The organism is Paracoccus aerodenitrificans, from assembly GCF_027913215.1.
GTDB lineage: Bacteria > Pseudomonadota > Alphaproteobacteria > Rhodobacterales > Rhodobacteraceae > Paracoccus > Paracoccus aerodenitrificans.
Map to the genome: position 1 here is coordinate 1664591 of NZ_CP115784.1, position 19551 is coordinate 1684141.

16 protein-coding genes are annotated in these 19551 nt (G+C 60.9%); 7 read left to right on the forward strand and 9 right to left on the reverse strand.

Features of this window, described 5'->3' with window-relative positions; genetic code table 11:
- Window positions 1-4: 4 nt before the first annotated feature.
- The 5 genes from atpD to PAE61_RS09625 form a co-directional block, all read right to left on the reverse strand.
- The gene (gene atpD, locus PAE61_RS09605; protein WP_271112176.1) at window positions 5-1435 is read right to left on the reverse strand and encodes a F0F1 ATP synthase subunit beta; all 1431 of its coding nucleotides are present in this window, start codon (window positions 1433-1435) and stop codon (window positions 5-7) included.
- A 17-nt stretch (window positions 1436-1452) separates the two neighbouring features.
- Window positions 1453-2337, reverse strand: coding sequence for a F0F1 ATP synthase subunit gamma (locus tag PAE61_RS09610; protein ID WP_271112177.1), 885 nt, complete (start codon window positions 2335-2337; stop codon window positions 1453-1455).
- A gap of 18 nt (window positions 2338-2355) precedes the next feature.
- Complete coding sequence (gene atpA, locus PAE61_RS09615) at window positions 2356-3891, reverse strand: F0F1 ATP synthase subunit alpha (RefSeq protein ID WP_271112178.1); 1536 nt, start codon at window positions 3889-3891, stop codon at window positions 2356-2358.
- The gene (locus tag PAE61_RS09620) at window positions 3891-4457 is read right to left on the reverse strand and encodes a F0F1 ATP synthase subunit delta (protein ID WP_271112179.1); all 567 of its coding nucleotides are present in this window, start codon (window positions 4455-4457) and stop codon (window positions 3891-3893) included. Before PAE61_RS09620 ends, atpA begins: the two co-directional genes overlap by 1 nt.
- A 346-nt stretch (window positions 4458-4803) precedes the next feature.
- Window positions 4804-5577 (reverse strand): class I SAM-dependent methyltransferase, encoded by a 774-nt coding sequence (locus PAE61_RS09625; protein WP_271112180.1) that lies wholly within the window; start codon window positions 5575-5577, stop codon window positions 4804-4806.
- 63 nt (window positions 5578-5640) lie between these two features.
- Here PAE61_RS09625 and gloB point away from each other — a divergent pair, with 63 nt between their 5' ends.
- The 4 genes from gloB to PAE61_RS09645 all read left to right on the forward strand — a co-directional run bounded on the left by gloB (window position 5641) and on the right by PAE61_RS09645 (window position 10474).
- The gene (gene gloB, locus PAE61_RS09630) at window positions 5641-6384 is read left to right on the forward strand and encodes a hydroxyacylglutathione hydrolase (protein WP_271112181.1); all 744 of its coding nucleotides are present in this window, start codon (window positions 5641-5643) and stop codon (window positions 6382-6384) included.
- A gap of 185 nt (window positions 6385-6569) precedes the next feature.
- Window positions 6570-8891, forward strand: a complete 2322-nt coding sequence (gene clpA, locus PAE61_RS09635; RefSeq protein ID WP_271112182.1) for an ATP-dependent Clp protease ATP-binding subunit ClpA — start codon at window positions 6570-6572, stop codon at window positions 8889-8891.
- Between the two features lie 264 nt (window positions 8892-9155).
- Window positions 9156-9626 (forward strand): YsnF/AvaK domain-containing protein, encoded by a 471-nt coding sequence (locus PAE61_RS09640; RefSeq protein WP_271112183.1) that lies wholly within the window; start codon window positions 9156-9158, stop codon window positions 9624-9626.
- 2 nt (window positions 9627-9628) lie between these two features.
- Window positions 9629-10474, forward strand: coding sequence for a YsnF/AvaK domain-containing protein (locus tag PAE61_RS09645; protein WP_271112184.1), 846 nt, complete (start codon window positions 9629-9631; stop codon window positions 10472-10474).
- 51 nt (window positions 10475-10525) lie between these two features.
- Here the strand turns inward: PAE61_RS09645 and mfd are convergent, their stop codons facing one another.
- Both mfd and PAE61_RS09655 read right to left on the reverse strand, forming a co-directional pair.
- Window positions 10526-13960, reverse strand: a complete 3435-nt coding sequence (gene mfd / locus PAE61_RS09650; RefSeq protein WP_271112185.1) for a transcription-repair coupling factor — start codon at window positions 13958-13960, stop codon at window positions 10526-10528.
- Between the two features lie 36 nt (window positions 13961-13996).
- Window positions 13997-14569: a hypothetical protein gene (locus tag PAE61_RS09655; RefSeq protein ID WP_271112186.1), complete on the reverse strand. Its 573-nt coding sequence runs from the start codon at window positions 14567-14569 to the stop codon at window positions 13997-13999.
- A gap of 82 nt (window positions 14570-14651) precedes the next feature.
- Here PAE61_RS09655 and hemB point away from each other — a divergent pair, with 82 nt between their 5' ends.
- Together hemB and PAE61_RS09665 are read left to right on the forward strand one after the other, a co-directional pair.
- A complete protein-coding gene (hemB, locus tag PAE61_RS09660) occupies window positions 14652-15650 on the forward strand; it encodes a porphobilinogen synthase (RefSeq protein ID WP_271112187.1) in 999 nt (332 codons plus the stop codon).
- A 46-nt stretch (window positions 15651-15696) separates the two neighbouring features.
- Entirely contained in the window at window positions 15697-16278 is a 582-nt protein-coding gene (locus PAE61_RS09665) for a lipid-binding SYLF domain-containing protein (protein WP_271112188.1), read from the forward strand.
- A 60-nt stretch (window positions 16279-16338) separates the two neighbouring features.
- Here the strand turns inward: PAE61_RS09665 and PAE61_RS09670 are convergent, their stop codons facing one another.
- A complete protein-coding gene (locus tag PAE61_RS09670) occupies window positions 16339-16992 on the reverse strand; it encodes a lytic transglycosylase domain-containing protein (protein ID WP_271112189.1) in 654 nt (217 codons plus the stop codon).
- A gap of 273 nt (window positions 16993-17265) precedes the next feature.
- Between PAE61_RS09670 and ssb the strand changes: the two genes are divergently transcribed.
- A complete protein-coding gene (gene ssb / locus PAE61_RS09675; protein ID WP_271112190.1) occupies window positions 17266-17766 on the forward strand; it encodes a single-stranded DNA-binding protein in 501 nt (166 codons plus the stop codon).
- 37 nt (window positions 17767-17803) lie between these two features.
- Here the strand turns inward: ssb and PAE61_RS09680 are convergent, their stop codons facing one another.
- Window positions 17804-19537 (reverse strand): DapH/DapD/GlmU-related protein, encoded by a 1734-nt coding sequence (locus tag PAE61_RS09680; protein WP_271112191.1) that lies wholly within the window; start codon window positions 19535-19537, stop codon window positions 17804-17806.
- Window positions 19538-19551 lie beyond the last annotated feature (14 nt).

Sequence of the window (19551 nt, forward strand, 5' to 3'; positions counted from 1 at the left end):
CCCCTTACGCCGCTTCCGAGGCGAGTTTCTGCGCTTTGGCTTTCACATCCTCGATGCCGCCGACCATATAAAAGGCCGATTCCGGCAGGTGGTCATATTCACCGGCAACGACCGCCTTGAAGGACGAGATCGTGTCTTCCAGCGGCACCTGAATGCCGTCCGAGCCGGTAAAGACCTTGGCAACGTCGAAGGGCTGCGACAGGAAACGCTGGATCTTCCGCGCACGGGAGACGGTCAGCTTGTCCTCTTCGCTCAGCTCGTCCATGCCGAGAATGGCGATGATGTCCTGCAGCGATTTGTATTTCTGCAGGATACCCTGAACGTCACGGGCAACCTGATAATGCTCTTCACCGACAACACCGGGATCGAGGATCCGGCTGGTCGAGTCCAGCGGGTCCACAGCCGGGTAGATCCCCAGTTCCGAGATCGCACGCGACAGAACGGTCGTGGCGTCGAGGTGGGCGAAGGTGGTGGCTGGTGCCGGGTCGGTCAGGTCGTCGGCCGGAACGTAAACGGCCTGGATCGAGGTGATCGAGCCTTTTTTCGTCGAGGTGATGCGTTCCTGCATCGCGCCCATATCGGTGGCCAGCGTCGGCTGATAGCCCACAGCGGAAGGAATACGACCCAGAAGCGCCGACACCTCGGAACCTGCCTGCGTAAAGCGGAAGATATTGTCCACGAAGAACAGAACATCGGTTCCGGTCTGGTCGCGGAACTGCTCGGCCAGGGTCAGACCGGTCAGAGCGACCCGCATCCGCGCACCCGGAGGCTCGTTCATCTGACCGTAAACAAGCGCCACCTGCGATTCCGACAGGTTGTCCGGCTTGATAACGCCCGATTCCACCATCTCGTGATAAAGGTCGTTGCCCTCCCGCGTCCGCTCACCAACACCGGCGAACACCGAGTAACCCGAGTGCACTTTCGCGATATTGTTGATCAGTTCCATGATCAGAACAGTCTTGCCCACACCGGCACCGCCGAACAGGCCGATCTTGCCGCCCTTGGAATAGGGAGCCAACAGGTCGATCACCTTGATGCCGGTGACCAGAATTTCCGAGCTGGTCGCCTGAGCCGCGAAATCCGGTGCGGGCTGGTGAATGGCGCGGGTTTCGGTCGCATTGACCGGCTCACCCTCGTCCACCGGCTCACCGACGACGTTCAGGATCCGGCCCAGAGTCGCATCGCCCACCGGGACGCTGATCGGAGCGCCGGTATCGGTCACCTCACCGCCCCGGACCAGACCTTCGGTCGCGTCCATTGCGATGGTGCGGACGGTGTTTTCGCCCAGATGCTGAGCAACTTCCAGAACCAGACGCTTGCCGTTATTATCGGTTTCAAGCGCGTTCAGAATGGCCGGCAGATCGCCATCGAACTGCACGTCGACGACGGCACCGATGACCTGAGTGATCTTACCCTTTGCTTTGGCCTCTGCCATGTGTTTCCCCTTCTCGGTCAGAGCGCCTCGGCGCCCGCAATAATTTCGATGAGTTCCGTCGTGATCGCAGCCTGACGGGTACGGTTATATTCGGTCGTCAGCCGGTCGATCATGTCTCCGGCGTTGCGCGTCGCATTATCCATCGCGGTCATCCGTGCACCTTGTTCCGAGGCGGCGTTTTCCAGCAGAGCCGCAAAGATCTGCGTCGCGACGGCACGGGGCAGCAGATCGCGCAGAATGACCTCTTCGCCCGGTTCATAATCATACCCGGCGGACAGGCCGGCGGCGGTGTCTTCCTCGCCTTCCTCGACCACTGCGGGGATGATCTGGCGCTCGGTCGGAACCTGACTGATCACCGATTCGAAGCGGTTATAGAACAAGGTCGCCACGTCGAAATCGCCGGTCTGGAAGCGTTCCAGCACGTCATCCGCGATTTCGCGGGCGTTTTCATAGGCGACCTGCTTCACCTCGGACATATCGACATGGTTCACGAACAGATCGCTGTAATCGCGCTTCAGCTGTTCGCGGCCCTTTTTGCCGACCGTCACGATGGTGACGTCCTTGCCCTGACCACGCAGCTTGTCGGCCTGTTGCCGCGCCAGCCGCACGATGGACGAGTTGAAGCCACCGGCAAGCCCGCGCTCCGAGGTCAGCACGACCAGCAGGTGACGCTTGTCATCGCCGGTCCCGGCCAGCAGCTTCGGCGCGGTATCCGAATTGGCCGCTTTTTCAGCCAGCCCGGCCATGACCGCATTCATCCGCTCGGCATAGGGGCGCGCGGCCTCCGCCGCCTCTTCCGCGCGGCGGAGTTTGGCAGCGGCGACCATCTGCATCGCCTTGGTGATCTTCCGCGTCGATTTGACGCTGTCGATCCGGTTCTTGAGATCCTTGAGGCTGGGCATCCAGCTTCCCTCCTCTGATCAGGCGCGGGTGTTGTTATACGCGTCCAGAGCAGCCTTGATCGCATCTTCCAGATCACCGGCGACCTTGCGGTCATTCTTGGTGATATCGTCCAGAAGATCCGATTTCTGGTTGCGCAGATACTCGATCAGGCCCTGCTCCCATGCGACCACATCGCCGACGGCGATATTGTCAACATAGCCATGCGTCCCGGCATAGATGACAATGACGATCTCGGCATTGGTCAGCGGGCGATATTGCGGCTGCTTCATCAGCTCGGTCAGGCGGGCACCGCGGTTCAGCAGGCGCTGCGTCGCGGCGTCGAGGTCGGACCCGAACTGCGCAAAGGCTGCCATTTCGCGATACTGTGCCAGTTCCAGCTTGACCGGACCGGCAACGGATTTCATCGCCTTGGTCTGCGCGGCAGAGCCCACACGGGATACCGACAGACCGGTATTCACGGCCGGACGAATGCCCTGGAAGAACAGATCGGTTTCCAGGAAGATCTGACCGTCGGTGATCGAGATCACGTTGGTCGGAATATAGGCCGACACGTCGCCCGCCTGGGTTTCGATGATCGGCAGCGCGGTCAGCGAGCCGCCGCCGTGATCCTCGTTCAGCTTGGCCGAACGCTCCAGCAGGCGCGAGTGCAGATAGAACACGTCGCCCGGATAGGCTTCACGCCCCGGCGGACGGCGCAGCAGCAGCGACATCTGGCGATACGCCACGGCCTGTTTGGACAGATCGTCATAGATGATCAACGCGTCCATGCCGTTATCGCGGAAATATTCGCCCATCGCGGTGGCCGAGTAAGGTGCAAGATACTGCATCGGCGCGGGGTCAGACGCGGTCGCGGCGACAACGATGGAATATTCCATCGCGCCGGTCTCTTCCAGCTTCTGCACAAGCTGCGCAACGGTCGAGCGTTTCTGACCGACTGCGACATAGATGCAGTGCAGGGTTTTCATGCCGTCATTTTCACGGCCATTATAGTTCTTCTGGTTCAGAACGGCGTCCAGAGCCAGTGCCGTCTTGCCCGTCTGACGGTCGCCGATGATCAGCTCGCGCTGACCACGGCCAACCGGGATCATGGCGTCGACCGATTTCAGGCCGGTCGCCATCGGCTCATGCACGGATTTCCGCGGCATGATGCCCGGTGCCTTGACATCGGCGACGGCCATCGTCGCGCCTTCGATCGGTCCCTTGCCGTCGATCGGATTACCCAGACCGTCCACGACGCGACCCAGCAGGCCCTTGCCGACCGGAACTTCCACGATGGAATTGGTCCGCTTGACGGTATCGCCTTCCTTGATATCGCGGTCATCGCCGAAAATCACGACGCCGACATTGTCGGTTTCAAGGTTCAGAACCATCCCGCGCACACCGCCGGGGAACTCGACCATCTCACCGGCCTGTACCTTGTCGAGACCGTAAACACGGGCGATCCCGTCACCGACGGACAGCACCTGACCGACCTCGGCCACTTCGGCGTCCTGACCGAAATTCTTGATCTGATCCTTGAGGATCGCCGAAATCTCGGCTGCCTGGATTCCCATTATCCGACCTCTTTCATAGCATTCTGGAGGGAAGCGAGCTTGGATTTGATCGAACTGTCGATCATCTGCGAGCCCAGCCTGACAATCATGCCGCCGATGAGGCTTTCATCGACACGCGCATTCAATTTGACCTTTTTGCCCGATTTTTCGGCCAGCGTATTGGTCAGACGCTTTTTCTGTTCGTCGCTGAGGGCGACCGCTGACACCACATCGGCGGTCACCTCACCCCGGTGCTCGGCAACAAGGCGACGCAACTCGGCGACGAATTGCGGCAGGGTGAACAGGCGGCGATTCCGCGCCATCAGTTTCAGCGTATTTGCCAGCGACGCCGACAGGCCCATTTTTTCGGCCACGGCGGAAATCGCCTTGCCCTGTTCCTCGCGCGTGTAGATCGGCGAGGAAATCACATGGCGCAGTTCGTCGCTGTCGTCGAGCGCGGCACCGAGATCATCGACCTGCGACGCAAGCTGGTCGATCTCCCCCGATTCCTTGACAATATCAAACAGCGCCTGCGCGTAGCGCCCGGCGATCGAGGCGGAAATCGATGCGGAATTTGCCACTGTCATCCTTCCGGTTAGCACGTAACCCCGCCGGCTGGCCGTCTTTGGGGACGGTCGGTCGCGGGGCTGTGTGGTTCTTGCAGCCGACACATGCCAGCCGAATATCTCGGGGAGGTCTCTAGCAATTGTTTTCCGCACCCGCAACCGCCTTGAGGCCCGCCGCATCACGGTTTTTTGCGTCAGTCGCGATGCTCTGTGCAGCCAGCCGCTGCTGGCGCTGCGTCAACTGTGCAAAGCAGCCCGGCCCGGTCCATGATCGCCCCGGCGCGGAACATTGCCGCGACGCAGCAATTACAGGCCGGAATCGCTGTGCCGGCTACGAATCCCGCCGATAACCACCGGCAAGCCCCGTCTACCCCGCATCTCTGGCCGCAGGATCCCGCACCGGGCGCGGCCGCGCGATTCCCTCCAGCACATCCAGCGGGCTTGGAACTTTCATCCCCTGTCCCGGCCCGGCGGGCGCGGATGCCTGCTTGGAAAATTCGGCCCAGATGACCCCGGCAACCAGCATCGAGGCGATCCTGCCGCCCAGCCTCTCCCACCACATCGCGCTGCGCAGCCAGAAACGCCGGTCGGATGGCGGGATATAGATCGCCGCGCCGGAACGCTCGGCAACGAATCCCGCAGCCTCGGCCTGACGCTCAAGCTGACCGCTTGTATAGCTGCGCCCGAAGCCGAAAGGCGTGTTGTCGATCCGCGCCCACAACCCGGCCCGGTTCGGCACCATCGCCACCATGCGCCCACCCGGCCCCAGCACCCGCCACGCCTCGGCCAGCAAGGCGGTCGGATGATCCGAGCTTTCCAGACCGTGCAAGATCACCAGCCGGTCGACGCTGCCCGTGTCCAGCGGCCAGGCGGTTTCGTCACAGAGCACGCTGTGATTTGCCATGCCCTGCGGCCAGGCCATGACCCCCTGCGGCCCCGGCATCAGCCCGGTCACCCGGCGCGACCGCGCCAGATACGGCCTCAGCATCGGCACGGCGAATCCGTATCCCGCGATGTTCATTCCGGTCACGCTGTCCGCCGGCCAGTTCGCAAGCAGCCGGTCCCGCAGAATACGCTGCGCCACCCGCCCCAGAGAGCGATTGTAATAAAAGCGTCTCAGATCAATGACGTCGTGATGCATCTGGTCCGGGTTGCGGCATTGCGATTCAGGGTCCAGACTGCCCGCAAATGACAGGAGTTTGCAATGTCCGACACCGAGATCGTCACGGTTCGATGCCTTCAGGATAATTACGCCTATCTGTTGCGGGCAAATGGCATGACGGCCTTGTTCGACGCGCCGGAGCCTGGACCCATCCTCGATGCGCTCTCACAAAGAGGCTGGACTCTGGACCAGATCCTTCTGACGCATCACCACGGCGATCATATCGACGGCGTGACAGAGATCGTCTCGAAGACCGGCGCCAGCGTGACCGGAGCCCGCGCCGACGCGCATCGCCTGCCCGATCTGGATATTCAGGTGAATCCGGGCGAGACCACCGAGGCTGCCGGATTGCAGGCCCGTGTCATCGACGTATCGGGCCATACGGTCGGCCATATCGCCTTCTACCTGCCCGACGCGAAGGCCGCCTTTACCGGCGACAGCCTGATGGCGCTTGGCTGCGGCCGCATCTTCGAGGGCGACGCTGCAATGATGTGGGACAGCCTGATACGCCTGAACGCGCTGCCGGAAGATACGCTGATCTGCTCGGGGCATGATTACTGCGCGGGCAACGGGGCTTTCGCCAGTTCGGTAGACCCCGACAATCCGGAACTGACCCAACGAATCGAGGAAACCGCGAACAGCCTCCGGCCCTGCGCCCCAGCCACGTTGAAGGAAGAACGCCTTACCAACCCGTTCCTTCGTGCGCCCGAACTTGCTGAATCGCTTGGCGAGGCCGATGCAGCTGCGGCCTTTGCCAGGCTTCGTAAAATGAAGGACAATTTCTGACCTTTGGGAAAAGCTTGAAACCCCGCCGATCTGCGCCCAGATTGTAACCACCGATGGAAGATTTCGCCTTGTTTCGTAAAATTGACTTGAATCCCGGCGAAATCCACCAATCCTTAAACTGACGATGACAGTCTGTGCAGGTGGACTTCGGTCCAAACCGCCGGACAGACTGACAGGAGACGCAAGTGCCCTCATTTTCGACCTCGCTGGAACAGGCTATCCATGCTGCGCTCGCGCTTGCCAATGAACGTCGCCATGAACTGGCGACGCTGGAACATTTGCTGCTGGCGCTGACTGACGAACCCGACGCTGTGCGCGTGATGCGTGCCTGCAATGTCGATCTGGCCGAACTGCGGCAGAGCCTCAGCGATTTTCTTGATGACGATCTGTCGACGCTGATCACCGATGTGGACGGCTCGGAAGCCGTGCCGACCGCTGCGTTCCAGCGGGTAATTCAACGCGCGGCGATTCATGTCCAGTCCTCGGGACGTGCCGAGGTGACCGGTGCCAATGTGCTGGTGGCGATCTTTGCCGAACGCGAATCCCATGCCGCGTATTTCCTTCAGGAACTTGACATGACCCGCTATGACGCGGTGAATTTCATTGCGCATGGCGTCGCGAAAAACCCCGATTTCAGCGAAGCCCGCCCGGTGACGGGGGCCGAGCATACATCGGACGACGATCCCCAGCCTCAGGCGCAGAAAGACGAAACCGCGCTTGAGAAATATTGCGTCGATTTGAACACCAAGGCGATAAACGGCGATGTCGATCCGCTGATCGGTCGCGAGTCCGAGGTCGAGCGCTGCATTCAGGTCCTCTGCCGCCGCCGCAAGAACAACCCGCTTCTGGTGGGCGATCCCGGCGTGGGCAAGACCGCCATTGCCGAGGGTCTCGCGAAGAAGATCGTCGAGGGTCAGACCCCTGACGTTCTGGCTGGTGCCACGATCTTTTCGCTGGATATGGGCGCACTTCTGGCCGGAACCCGCTATCGCGGCGATTTCGAGGAACGGCTGAAAGCCGTCGTGAAAGAGCTTGAGCAGCATCCCGACGCGATTCTGTTCATCGACGAAATCCATACCGTGATCGGTGCGGGCGCGACCTCTGGAGGGGCAATGGATGCCTCGAACCTGCTGAAACCGGCTCTTGCGGGCGGCAAGCTGCGCTGCATGGGGTCCACCACCTATAAGGAGTTCCGTCAGCATTTCGAAAAGGACCGCGCCCTCAGCCGCCGGTTCCAGAAAATCGACGTGAACGAACCTTCCGTGCCGGATTCGATCAAGATCCTGATGGGTCTGAAACCGCATTTCGAAGCCCATCACGAGCTGCGCTATACCAATGACGCGATCAAAAGCGCGGTGGAACTGGCAAGCCGCTATATCAATGACCGCAAACTGCCCGACAGCGCCATCGACGTGATCGACGAGGCCGGCGCGGCGCAGCATCTGGTTGCGGAAAGCAAGCGGCGCAAGACCATCTCGCCCAAGGAAATCGAGGCAGTCGTTGCCAAGATTGCCCGTATTCCGCCGAAAAAGGTCAGCAAGGACGATGCCGAGGTGCTGCGCGATCTGGACACGGCCCTGAAACGTGTGGTCTTCGGTCAGGATGCTGCTATCGACGCGCTGTCCTCGGCGATCAAGCTGGCGCGGGCCGGGCTTCGCGAACCTGAAAAACCCATCGGCAATTACCTGTTCGCAGGCCCGACCGGCGTCGGCAAGACCGAGGTGGCGAAGCAGCTTGCCGATACGCTCGGGGTTGAGCTGCTGCGTTTCGACATGTCCGAATATATGGAGAAGCACGCCGTCAGCCGCCTGATCGGAGCGCCTCCGGGCTATGTCGGCTTCGATCAGGGCGGGCTTCTGACCGACGGCGTCGACCAGCATCCGCATTGCGTACTGCTGCTGGACGAAATCGAGAAGGCGCATCCGGATGTGTTCAATATCCTGCTTCAGGTGATGGATCACGGCAAGCTGACCGACCATAACGGCCGCAGTGTGGATTTCCGCAATGTCGTGCTGATCATGACCTCGAATGCCGGGGCTGCGGATCTGGCAAGGGCCGCGATCGGCTTCGGTCGGGACCGCCGCGAGGGTGAGGATACCGAAGCGATCGAGAAGACCTTCACCCCCGAATTCCGCAACCGTCTGGACGCGGTGATCAGCTTCGCGCCACTGTCGCGTGACGTGATCGTTCAAGTGGTCGAGAAATTCGTCCTCCAGCTTGAAGCACAGTTGATGGACCGCAACGTCCACATTGAACTGACTACCGAGGCGGCAAACTGGCTGGCCGAGAAAGGCTATGACGACAAGATGGGTGCGCGTCCCCTTGGCCGCGTGATCCAGGAAACCATCAAGAAACCTCTGGCCGAGGAATTGCTGTTTGGCCGGCTGACGAAAGGTGGCGTGGTCAAGGTCCGGATCGAGGATGAGAAGCCTGTCTTCGACATCAGCGGGCCGGAAGCCCCGCGCATTGGCGGCAAGAACAACACGCCGCTTCTGACCGCAGATTGATGCGCTCAATCCTCGCTGACTGACTACAAAAGGGGGAAGTTTTCTTCCCCCTTTTTGATTGGATTGACGACAAATTCAGGTTTGCAACCATATTTTTGGTACGATGCACAGCACCCTGTTCCCGGCCCTCGCCACGCATCGAACTGATCTTATACGGGAATCCCGAAATCCGGTTTGGTTCCCCGTGTCGCGTTAATTTAGATTAGCAGAACCACCTGCCCGCCTCGCGTGTTCCCGCACCGATGCAATTAAGGGATACAGGTCTTGACCGACCCGGATGACAACGCAAGCAAGCGGCTCCGCACAGCCGGAAATCGCGATGAGAAGATTATCGAGGTCGCCGAAGAACACGCCTCGATTCTCAAGCGCGAGATCGATCAGGGCGGGGTCCGTTTGGAAACGCGTGTCGAACATCGTGAAGACGTCCTGACCGCGACGCTTCACGGCTCTGCCGTCGAAATCCGTCGTGTTCCCCGCGGAGAGGTGGTCGAAACTGCGCCGCCCATCCGCAAGGAAAACGGCGTTACCATCATTCCCGTCCTTGAAGAGCGCGCGGTGTTGCGCACCGAGCTCGTGCTCGTCGAGGAGGTGCATCTCATTCAGACCGAGACCGAAGAAAAGGTCGACGTTCCTGTCACCCTGCGCCGTCAGCGCGTGGTCGAAACCCGTCTTGAACCGGACGATACGGCCTCGCCCAACCACGACCCCGGCGCCCATCCTGCCAAGGAGAATTGATCATGGCCTATGAAAACACCGGTCGCACCCTGTCCGCAATGTTCGACACCCGCGACGAGGCCGACCGTGCCGCCTCCGCTCTGCGCGAGATCGGGGCGACGGATGTCGTGCTGCATGGCGAGAAAAATCCCGGCTATGGCGAAGTTCGCCACGAAGACGCCGAAAGCCGCGGCTTCTTCGAAGCTCTCGGCGATTTCTTCTTCCCCGATGACGACCGTGCTGCCTATGCCGAGGGGCTGAGCCGTGGCGGCTATCTGGTGACCGCGACGAATGTACCGGAAAATCTGGTGCAGCCGGCGCTGGAGATTTTGGAACGCGAAGGCTCGGTCGATCTGGATCAGCGCGAGACCGAATGGCGGGATGATGGTTGGGATACGGCCACCTATACCGGCCCTCTGGGCGCGACCGCTGTTGCTTCCGACACGCGCGATGCCGACCGTACCGGGCTGGACACGACCGGCGAAAAGATCGACGTGGTCGAGGAACAGATCAATATCGGCAAGCGCGATGTCGATCTAGGTACTGTTCGCGTGCGGTCCTATGTGCGTGAAGTTCCGGTCTCGGAAGAGGTCGAACTGACCAGTGAGCGCGTCAATATCGAGCGCCGCCCGGTCGACCGCGCCGCTGGCGACGGTGCCTTTGAAGAGCGCGTGATCGAGGCTCGCGAACACAGCGAGGAAGCCGTGGTCCAGAAAGAGGCCCGCGTCGTCGAGGAAATCGCGCTGAACAAGAACCGCGAAAGCCATGTCGAGACGGTTGAGGACACTGTCCGGAAAACCGAAGTCGAGATCGAGGACGATAACCGCGGACTGCGAGACCGTGACGGGCTGGATCAGGAGAAGCGCTGATCTTACCCTTACACAGATTGCAAAGGCGGCCCTTCGGGGTCGCCTTTTTGATCAGCCCTTCGCCTTCGCCGCCAGATCACGCGCAATGGCATAGGCCCCCTTGATCCGCTCCCCATCGGTTTTCCAGTCGCGGCGGATGACGATCCTGTTATCGCTGACCTTCGCCTGATCGCGCTGATCGGTAAGGAATGCGACCAGACCGGCAGGGTTCGGGAATTTGTCATTATGGAACTGAACCGTCGCCCCTTTCGGCCCGGCATCCAGTTTGGCGATATTGGCGCGTTTCGCCATCGCCTTGATGCGGATGACGTTCATCAGCATGTTCACTTCGCGCGGGACGGGGCCGAAACGGTCATGCAGCTCCGCCGCAAAACCCTCCATCTCGACCTTGGTGCTGATATCCGACAGTCGCCGGTACAGACCCAGCCTGACATCGAGATCGGCGATATAGCTTTCCGGAATGGTCACCGGCACGCCAAGATTAAGTTGCGGCGCCCATTCATCTTCGGGCGTGCCCTCCAGCTCGCCGGACTTCAGCTTGGCAATGGTTTCCTCAAGCATCGCCTGATAGAGTTCAAAGCCGACCTCCTTGATATGGCCGGATTGCTCTTCACCCAGAAGATTGCCTGCGCCGCGCAGGTCCAGATCCTGTGAAGCAAGGTTAAACCCTGCCCCCAACCCGTCGATATTGCCCAGAAATTTCAGCCGCCGCTCGGCTTGCGGGGTCAGCGGCGCTCGGGGTTTCGTGGTCAGATAGCAATAGGCGCGGGTCCGCGAGCGCCCCACCCGGCCCCTGATCTGGTAAAGCTGCGCGAGGCCGTAAATATCCGCCCGCCAGACGATCATCGTGTTCGCGGTCGGGATATCCAGCCCGCTTTCGACAATCGTCGTCGCCAGCAGCACGTCATATTGCCCGTCGTAAAACGCATTCATCCGCTGATCCAGATCGCCCGCCGCCATCTGGCCATGCGCCACGACAAAGCTGATCTCGGGGACATGCTCGCGCAGCCAATCCTCGATCTCGGGCAGATCGGCGATGCGCGGGACGACGAAGAAGCTCTGCCCGCCGCGATATTTTTCGCGCAACAGGGCCTCGCGGATGGTCACGCTGTCGAATTCGCTGACATAGGTGCGGATCGCCAGACGGTCCACCGGGGGCGTGCCGATGATGGACAGGTCGCGGACGCCGGACAGCGACAATTGCAATGTGCGCGGGATCGGAGTTGCGGTCATGGTCAGCACATGAACATCGCTGCGCAGTTCTTTCAGGCGCTCCTTATGCGAGACGCCGAAATGCTGTTCCTCGTCAATGACCAGCAGGCCGAGATTGCGGAATTTCACCGCCTTGGCCAGCACGGCATGGGTGCCGACGACAATATCCACACTGCCATCGGCCAGCCCTGCCCGCGTCGCGGCGGCTTCCTTGGCGGACACGAAGCGCGACAAGGCCCGCACATTCAGTGCCGTGCCACGGAACCGGTCGGCAAAGCTGCGGGCATGCTGACGCGCCAGCAGCGTGGTCGGCGCGATCACGGCAACCTGTTTGCCCTGCGAGGCGGCGATAAAGGCTGCCCGCATCGCCACCTCGGTCTTGCCGAAGCCGACGTCGCCGACGATCAGCCGGTCCATCGGGCGGCCATTCGCCAGATCCGCCATCACGTCGTCAATCGCGGCCATCTGGTCATCGGTCTCGGTATAGGGGAAGCGGGCCGAGAACGCCTCCCAGTCGTGATGTTCGGGTTCCAGCACGGGGGCGGTGCGCAGCAGACGCTCGGCGGCAACGCGCATCAGGCGATCCGCGATCAGCCGGATCCGTTCCTTCAGCTTCCCTTTCCGCGCCTGCCACGCGCCGCCGCCGAGGCGATCCAGCAGACCTTCCTCATGGCCATAGCGGCTGAGCAGTTCGATATTCTCAACCGGTAGGAAAAGACGATCCCCGCCCGCATATTCAAGCGCCACGCAATCATGCGGCACACCGCCTGCGGTAATGGTCTCCAGCCCCTTGTAACGCCCGATGCCGTGTTCGACATGCACAACAAGATCGCCGGGGGTAAGGGCGGTGGTATCCTTGAGGAAGTTCTCGGCCCGCCGCCGTTTGCGTGCACCCCGGATCAGCCGGTCGCCCAGAACATCCTGTTCCGAGATCACCGCCAGCCGACCCACAGCGCTGCCATCGGCGGTAAACCCTTCCTCCAGCGGCCAGACGGTCAGGCCAAGCGCCCCCGGCTGGTCCGGCAGCTCCGAGAGGCGGGAAATATCGGTGAGCCCTTCGATCCCCTCATCCGCGATCAGCCCACGCAGGCGTTCGCGTGCGCCATCCGAGAAGCTGGCAATGACGATGCGATGGGTCTTGCGCAATTCCCTCAGATGCGCGGCGAGTGCGCCGAACAGGTCAAGCTGCTCCGCCTGCCGCTCCGGCGCGAAATTGCGACCCACCTTGCCGCCCGCATCCAGCACGCCCGGCCCCGGAGGCGCGGCATTCACCGACAGGCGCAGTACACGGCGGTCGGACAGCCAGCGGGTCCAGTCGGCATCCCCGGCAAACATCGTCTCGGGCGCGACGGGGCGATAGACCGTTTCACCCACACGACGCCCCGCAGCCTCACGGCGGGCGTTATATTGTTCGCGGATCATCTCCCACCGCGCCTCGCGGACCTGATCCAGCCGGTCATCCGTCATCACCGAGGCGTCGGGCAGATAATCGAAAATGCTGTCGAGCCGTTCGTGAAACCACGGCAGCCAATGTTCTACACCGGCCAGTTTGCGGCCCGCGCTGACGGCCTCGTAAAGCGGATCATTCGCCCCGCCGCCATATTCGGCGCGATAGGTGGTGCGGAAACGGGTGATGGCGTCCTCGTCAAGGATCACCTCGGACATCGGCACCAGTTCCAGCCGGTCCAGTCTGCCTGCACTGCGCTGCGTCTCGGGATCGAACAGGCGGGCGCTGTCCAGCACATCGCCGAACAGATCCAGCCGGATCGGGCCCGAGGGTCCGGGCGGATAGATGTCGATAATCCCGCCGCGAATCGCGTAATCGCCCGGCTCGGTCACGGTCGGGGCCTGCGCGAAACCCATCCGCGCCAGCCATGCCCGCAACCCGCCCTCGTCGATGCGGTCACCCACCCGGGCGGTAAAACTGGAAGCCGCGACAGTCTCACGCGGCGGGACATGCTGAAGCGCAGCATTCAGTGTCGTCAACACCACGAAACGCCCCGGCACCGCCTGATGCGCCAGCATGGCCAAAGTCGCCATCCGCGCCGCCATCACCTCGGATGCGGGCGACACACGATCATACGGCGTCGTATCCCATGCCGGAAATTCCAAAACGATCAGATCGGGGGCGAAGAAGCGCAACCCCTCGCGCATGGCCTCAGCCCGGCGGTCGTCGCGGGCGATATGGATGACCGGGCCGCGCCCGGCCTCTCGCGCCAGAAGTGCCGCGTCATAGCCCTCTGGGGAGCCGGATAGGGTGATCTGATCTGCCATGCGGTCCAGATAACCGGCCCACGGGCGGGGTCAAGGTCACAACCCGTTCGGATGCAGCAGCAGCCACAGCGACGCATACATCGCCGTCACCGTCACGGCCAGAAGCGAGATGAGCATATGCAGGATGCGGTAGTGGTTGATGTGCTTCATCGCCTCGGCCCCGGCATCGCGGGGCGACTGGCCCAGATGCGCCGCCTCGACCACCCAGTAAAGTTGATGAGCCAGCCGCATCTTCAGCCCCAGAAGCAGCGCAAAAGGACATGCCAGCAAGGTCACCGCCTGCGCCATCTCAAGGCCGAAATAAAAGCCGAGCACTGCCAGAACTGTCAGGGCGAAGGCGATCAGCCCGGTCAGGATCGCCCCGGTCATCCGCGCGATCCTCCATCTGGGAACATGCAGCGACAGCCAGTCGAGCAGCAGCAGAAGGTCAGCCGCACCGTCCCGGCCCTGCGCTTCGCTGAGCGCACGGCGGGCATTGCTCAGAACATCATTCGGCACACCCAGAACGGCACGGCCGGACATCGCCCAAAGTCCGATGAACACCAGCCAGAACCACGGAGAGGAAAATGATCTGGAATCGAGGACAGAGAAAAATTCAGAGAGAAACACTTATGCCAGCCTGCTTGTCGTGGGGCGGGTGCAAGCTTAGAACAGCAGCGGAACAAGGAAAAGTCGAAAGCCCGGTACCCGCATGTCTGTCACGCCAATCGTTGCCCCTTTCCCTCAGTCGCGCCTGCGCCGCCTGCGCCGCAGCCCTGCCCTGCGCGAGATGGTCACCGAAACCCTGCTGTCCGCCGAAAACCTGATCTGGCCGGTTTTTGTCACCGAGATGCAGGGCGAGGATACCGAGATCCCCTCGATGCCCGGCGTTCAGCGCTATACGGTCGACAGCGTCAAGGCCGCCGCGGAACGCGCGGCAAGGCTGGGTATCCCGGCGATCTGCGTCTTTCCACATTCGGATCAGGCGCTGAAAACCGAAAGCTGTGAACGGGCCTGGGACCCCGACAATATCGGCAACCGGGCCATCCGCGCGATCAAGGATGCGGTGCCGGAAATGGTGGTGATGACCGATATCGCGCTCGATCCCTATAACGCCAACGGACATGACGGCATCGTCCGCGACGGGGTGATCGTGAATGACGAAACCGTCGCCTGTCTGGTCCGCATGGCGCTTGTTCAGGCCGAAGCCGGGGCGGATATTCTGGGCCCGTCTGACATGATGGACGGGCGGATCGGCGCTTTGCGCACGGCATTGGAGGAAAACGAGTTTCAGGACGTCGCGATCATGTCCTATGCCGCGAAATTCGCATCCGGCTTTTACGGACCATTCCGCGACGCGGTCGGCGCCTCGGGTCGGTTGGTCGGAGACAAGAAAACCTATCAGGTGAACCCCGCCAATCGTGAAGAGGCGCTGCGCTGCGTCGCCCGCGATCTCTCCGAGGGCGCGGATATGGTCATGGTCAAACCCGGCATGCCCTATCTGGATATCTGCCGCGAGGTGCGGGACACCTTCGCCGCCCCGACCTTCGCCTATCAAGTCAGCGGCGAATATGCGATGATCGAGGGGGCGATCCGTCAGGGCTGGCTCAGCCGCGATGTTATCGCCGAAAGCCTTCTGGCCTTCCGTCGGGCGGGCTGCGACGGGATCCTCACCTATTTTGCCCCTCAGATCGCGGAATCTCTAGCCTGAGCGCAGGAAAATCGCTAAAATACCTCAAAATAATGGGGATAAGAGCATGGGACACCACAAGGTTTTGACCCGACGCGGCTTTATTGCCGGGGGCGCAGTGCTGACGCTTGCAGCCTGTAATAACGGGCTTGCGACAAATGCGACCCAGACGCTTGAGGGCCGCGTCAACGCGACGCTGAACGAGTTGTTCGCCAAATATCCGAATACGCGCCCCATCGTCGAGAATTCGCGTGGTGTGCTGGTCATGCCGGTGATGACACAGGCGGCTTTCGGCGTTGGCGGGACCTATGGAGAGGGTGCGCTGCGCGTCAACGGCACGACGGCGGATTACTATTCGGCGGCGCAGGCTTCTATCGGCTTGCAGGCCGGTGCGCGTCAGTTCGCGCATGTGCTTGTGTTCCAGACCGACGCAGCATTGCAGAATTTCCGCGCCGCGCCGGGATGGGTCGCCGGAGCGGGTGCGTTCTATGCGCTGCCCGCTGATGGAATGAGCTATGGCACCGACACGATCACGCGCGAACATCCCGTGGTCGCAATGGTCTTCGGCGAAACCGGGATCATGGCCGGCGCAGCGATCGAGGGCACCAAATACACCCGCATCATCCCCTCGGCACTGGCGACGCGCTGACCGGAATACAGCCATGAAAGAAGGGGCCGAAAGGCCCCTTTTCCGCATTTTCAGCCCGGATCAGCCGCCTGCGATGATCCGCACATAATTGCGGGTTTCGCGATAAGGCGGGATACCACCATATTTTTTCACCGCACCCGGCCCGGCATTATAGGCCGCAAGCGCCAGACGCCAATCGCCGAATTCATTATACATCATGCGCAGATAGCGTGCGCCGCCTTCCAGATTCTGCACCGGATCGCGCGGATTGACGCCCAGAGTACGTGCCGTTCCCGGCATAAGCTGCGCCAGCCCCATCGCGCCCTTATGCGAACGCGCATTCGGGTTCCAGCGCGATTCCTGATTAACCAGCCGCAGGAACAGCGCCTCGGGAATACCATATTTCCGCGCCATTGCCTGTGCTTGCGGAATATACGCCGAATTCTTGCCCGAATAGGCCTTGGTCGAGATGGTCGGCGACAATTCGATCGTGGTGACGTTTACAACCTGCCGACCAGTCGGACGCAGCCGCTTGGATTGCTGGTACTGGCTGGCCAGTCGCGAATCCATCAGTTGTTTCTGCCGTGAAAACTGCGCCTGACGATTACGCTCTGTCACACGCTTCAGTGCCAGCCCGTCAGCCGAAGCAACAGAGGGCGCGGTGGTCGCGACGCAAGCGGCGATAACGCCGATCTTCGTCATGAAGCCGAGGCTTTTCAATGCTCTGCCGATCATGTCCCGTTCCCAACATCTTATTATTATGGGGTGACTATACGCGATTTCGAACATATCGCCAGTAACTTGGCAAGCCGGTTCCCTGGCTTCGCAGGATCGGCGGCTTTTCGCCTATAGCTGTTTACCTTGTTTCCGCAACGCCTCTGGCCCGTTGAGGATTGCGGAATCGGGCGGATGAGGTGCGGCAGGGCCGGGAAACTGTCCCGGAATAAGCCTTGCCCCACGCCCGCCAGCCGGGCTAGACCATTGCGACTCCCGAAGGAAAGGTAGAAGATGGCAGGCAGCGTCAACAAGGTCATCCTGATCGGCAATCTGGGTCAGGACCCCGAGGTCCGCACATTCCAGAATGGTGGTAAAGTTGTGAACCTGCGCATCGCCACCTCGGAACAGTGGAAGGACCGCAACAGCGGCGAGCGGCAGGAACGCACGCAGTGGCACTCTGTCGCGATATTCGCGGAACCTCTGGCCCGCGTGGCCGAGCAATATCTGCGCAAGGGCAGCAAGGTCTATATCGAGGGCCAGCTTGAAACCCGCAAATGGCAGGACCAGTCCGGGCAGGACCGCTATACGACCGAGGTCGTGCTGCGCCCCTATCGCAGCGAGCTGACCATGCTGGACGGTCGCGGCGAAGGCGGCGGCGGTGGTGGAAGAAGCGGAGGCTATAGCAGCGGTGGCGGAAATTATGGCGACAGCGGCGGCTATGGCGATGGCCCCTCGGGCGGCAATCAAGGCGGCGGCGGCCGTCCCGATTTCGACGACGAAATTCCGTTCTGATCGGGTAAACTAAAAAAATCACGCAAGGGACGACTGATCAGCCGTCCCTTGTCAGCTTTTCCTCGACAAGTTTTTTCCCTGCTCGCAGCAATCGGCCAACTCGCGACCTTCTCGGTATGCTCTGCTCCGCAGCGGGAAGCGCTTCTTCACTGTTCCAGACGATCTCGACACGATCAGGGACATAGGGTTCAACTCCATCCTGTCGCATCTTTTCGACCGCTGTGACGGCCTTCCCGATATTCGAAAAATCGATATGCCGCATCTGCCAGGGAGCATAACTCCACCATTCAGATGCCAGCAGGCGCCCGATGATTTCCTCCGGAAAACGATACCGGATAATTTTTGCCGGAACCCCGCCGACCACAGCATAAGGTGGAACATCCTTCGTGACCACCGCATTCGCGCCGATCACCGCTCCGTCACCGATCCTGACGCCGGAGATGACACTGGCTCCGTGGCCGATCCAGACATCATGGCCAATCCGGGTCCGCGCCGCAGTGGCTTTATGCGCGGCTCTTGCAACCGAGCGGACAACGCGATCAGCATCGTAATGTTTCTTATATGGATATTTGTCGCCCGTCGCGATCTTGAAGCTTCCCTGAAAAAAAGCCGGATGGGTCGACAGGAAATCCATCGGATGATTGCCCTGCCCGATATTTATCGCCGATGCGATTGAGCAATAACGACCGATATCCGTCGTATAGAACGCTCCCGAAACGGTATACGAAAACGCCCCCATCGAGGATTTGCCGCGAAACGTAGCTTGGTAGATCCGCGCAGGAGGTTCCAGCATCAGCCCTTCGGGCAATCGCGCAACGACATCGGGATGAACATCTACTCCGTACCGCGCCAGCTGCTTGCGCCCGGTCAAAGCGGCGCGGACCGGGCTTAATTCGGCGCGAATAGTTCCGGTTTTCCTGCCAGCCAGCCCCGGCCAGGATTTTTCACGCGCGAAATGCTGCAGGAGTTCCGTTTCGGCCTTCCACGACGCCAGCCGATCACCGAAACGCTCATGAAGAGCTTTCAGCGTCGGGGCGTAAAGATCCAACAGATAGGCCACATCGTCAGGTCGAATATCATTAAGACCAGAAATCCCGGTCGCAATGCGATTATCATGCCGCGAAAACTGCTCATTCGCATTGTTTATTTTCAGGGACAAATTCCGGAAACCCTCCGAATCAATCTGCAGAAAATCGCAGATCAGCTTCAGGCCGCGATACGGATTTGACGCAATCTCGCTTTCAAAGATGACAGCTTGGATCTGCTCGGCGGGAAAAACCCTCTCCCACGCCTCAAGATGTTTTTCGTAGAAGCCGATATCGGCAATGCCAAGCCGCCCGACCACGTCACGCAGATACTGATCCTCTGAGATCCTCTTGCGGCGGCCATGATGAATATAGGCCGAGATCGCGCGATAAACCGGATGACACAATGCAACGATCATGCGGGTATCGGGGCCGAGGATGCGCGATACGGAACCGGGAATATCAGGGTTGTGGGATTTCGGCGGCTGGTCGGCGAATGTTCCGGTTTTGCTTGACCAGAAGTAGCCGGAAGTATGCTCGCCCACCCATTCATGCGTGGAACCGGCATCGTCAAACTGCTTCAGATAAGCTTTGACCCGGTCAGGGTCTTCGCAATCGATCCGGCTGAAATGCTGAGGCTCCAGGCTTTCGGGGATGAAGACATTTTCGTGCTTTTTCAGAATCTCGGCAATCCTGTCGGACCCGGCCTTCTGAGCCCCGATAATAAGAAAATTGGGCTTCGTCATTGTTATTCAGCTTT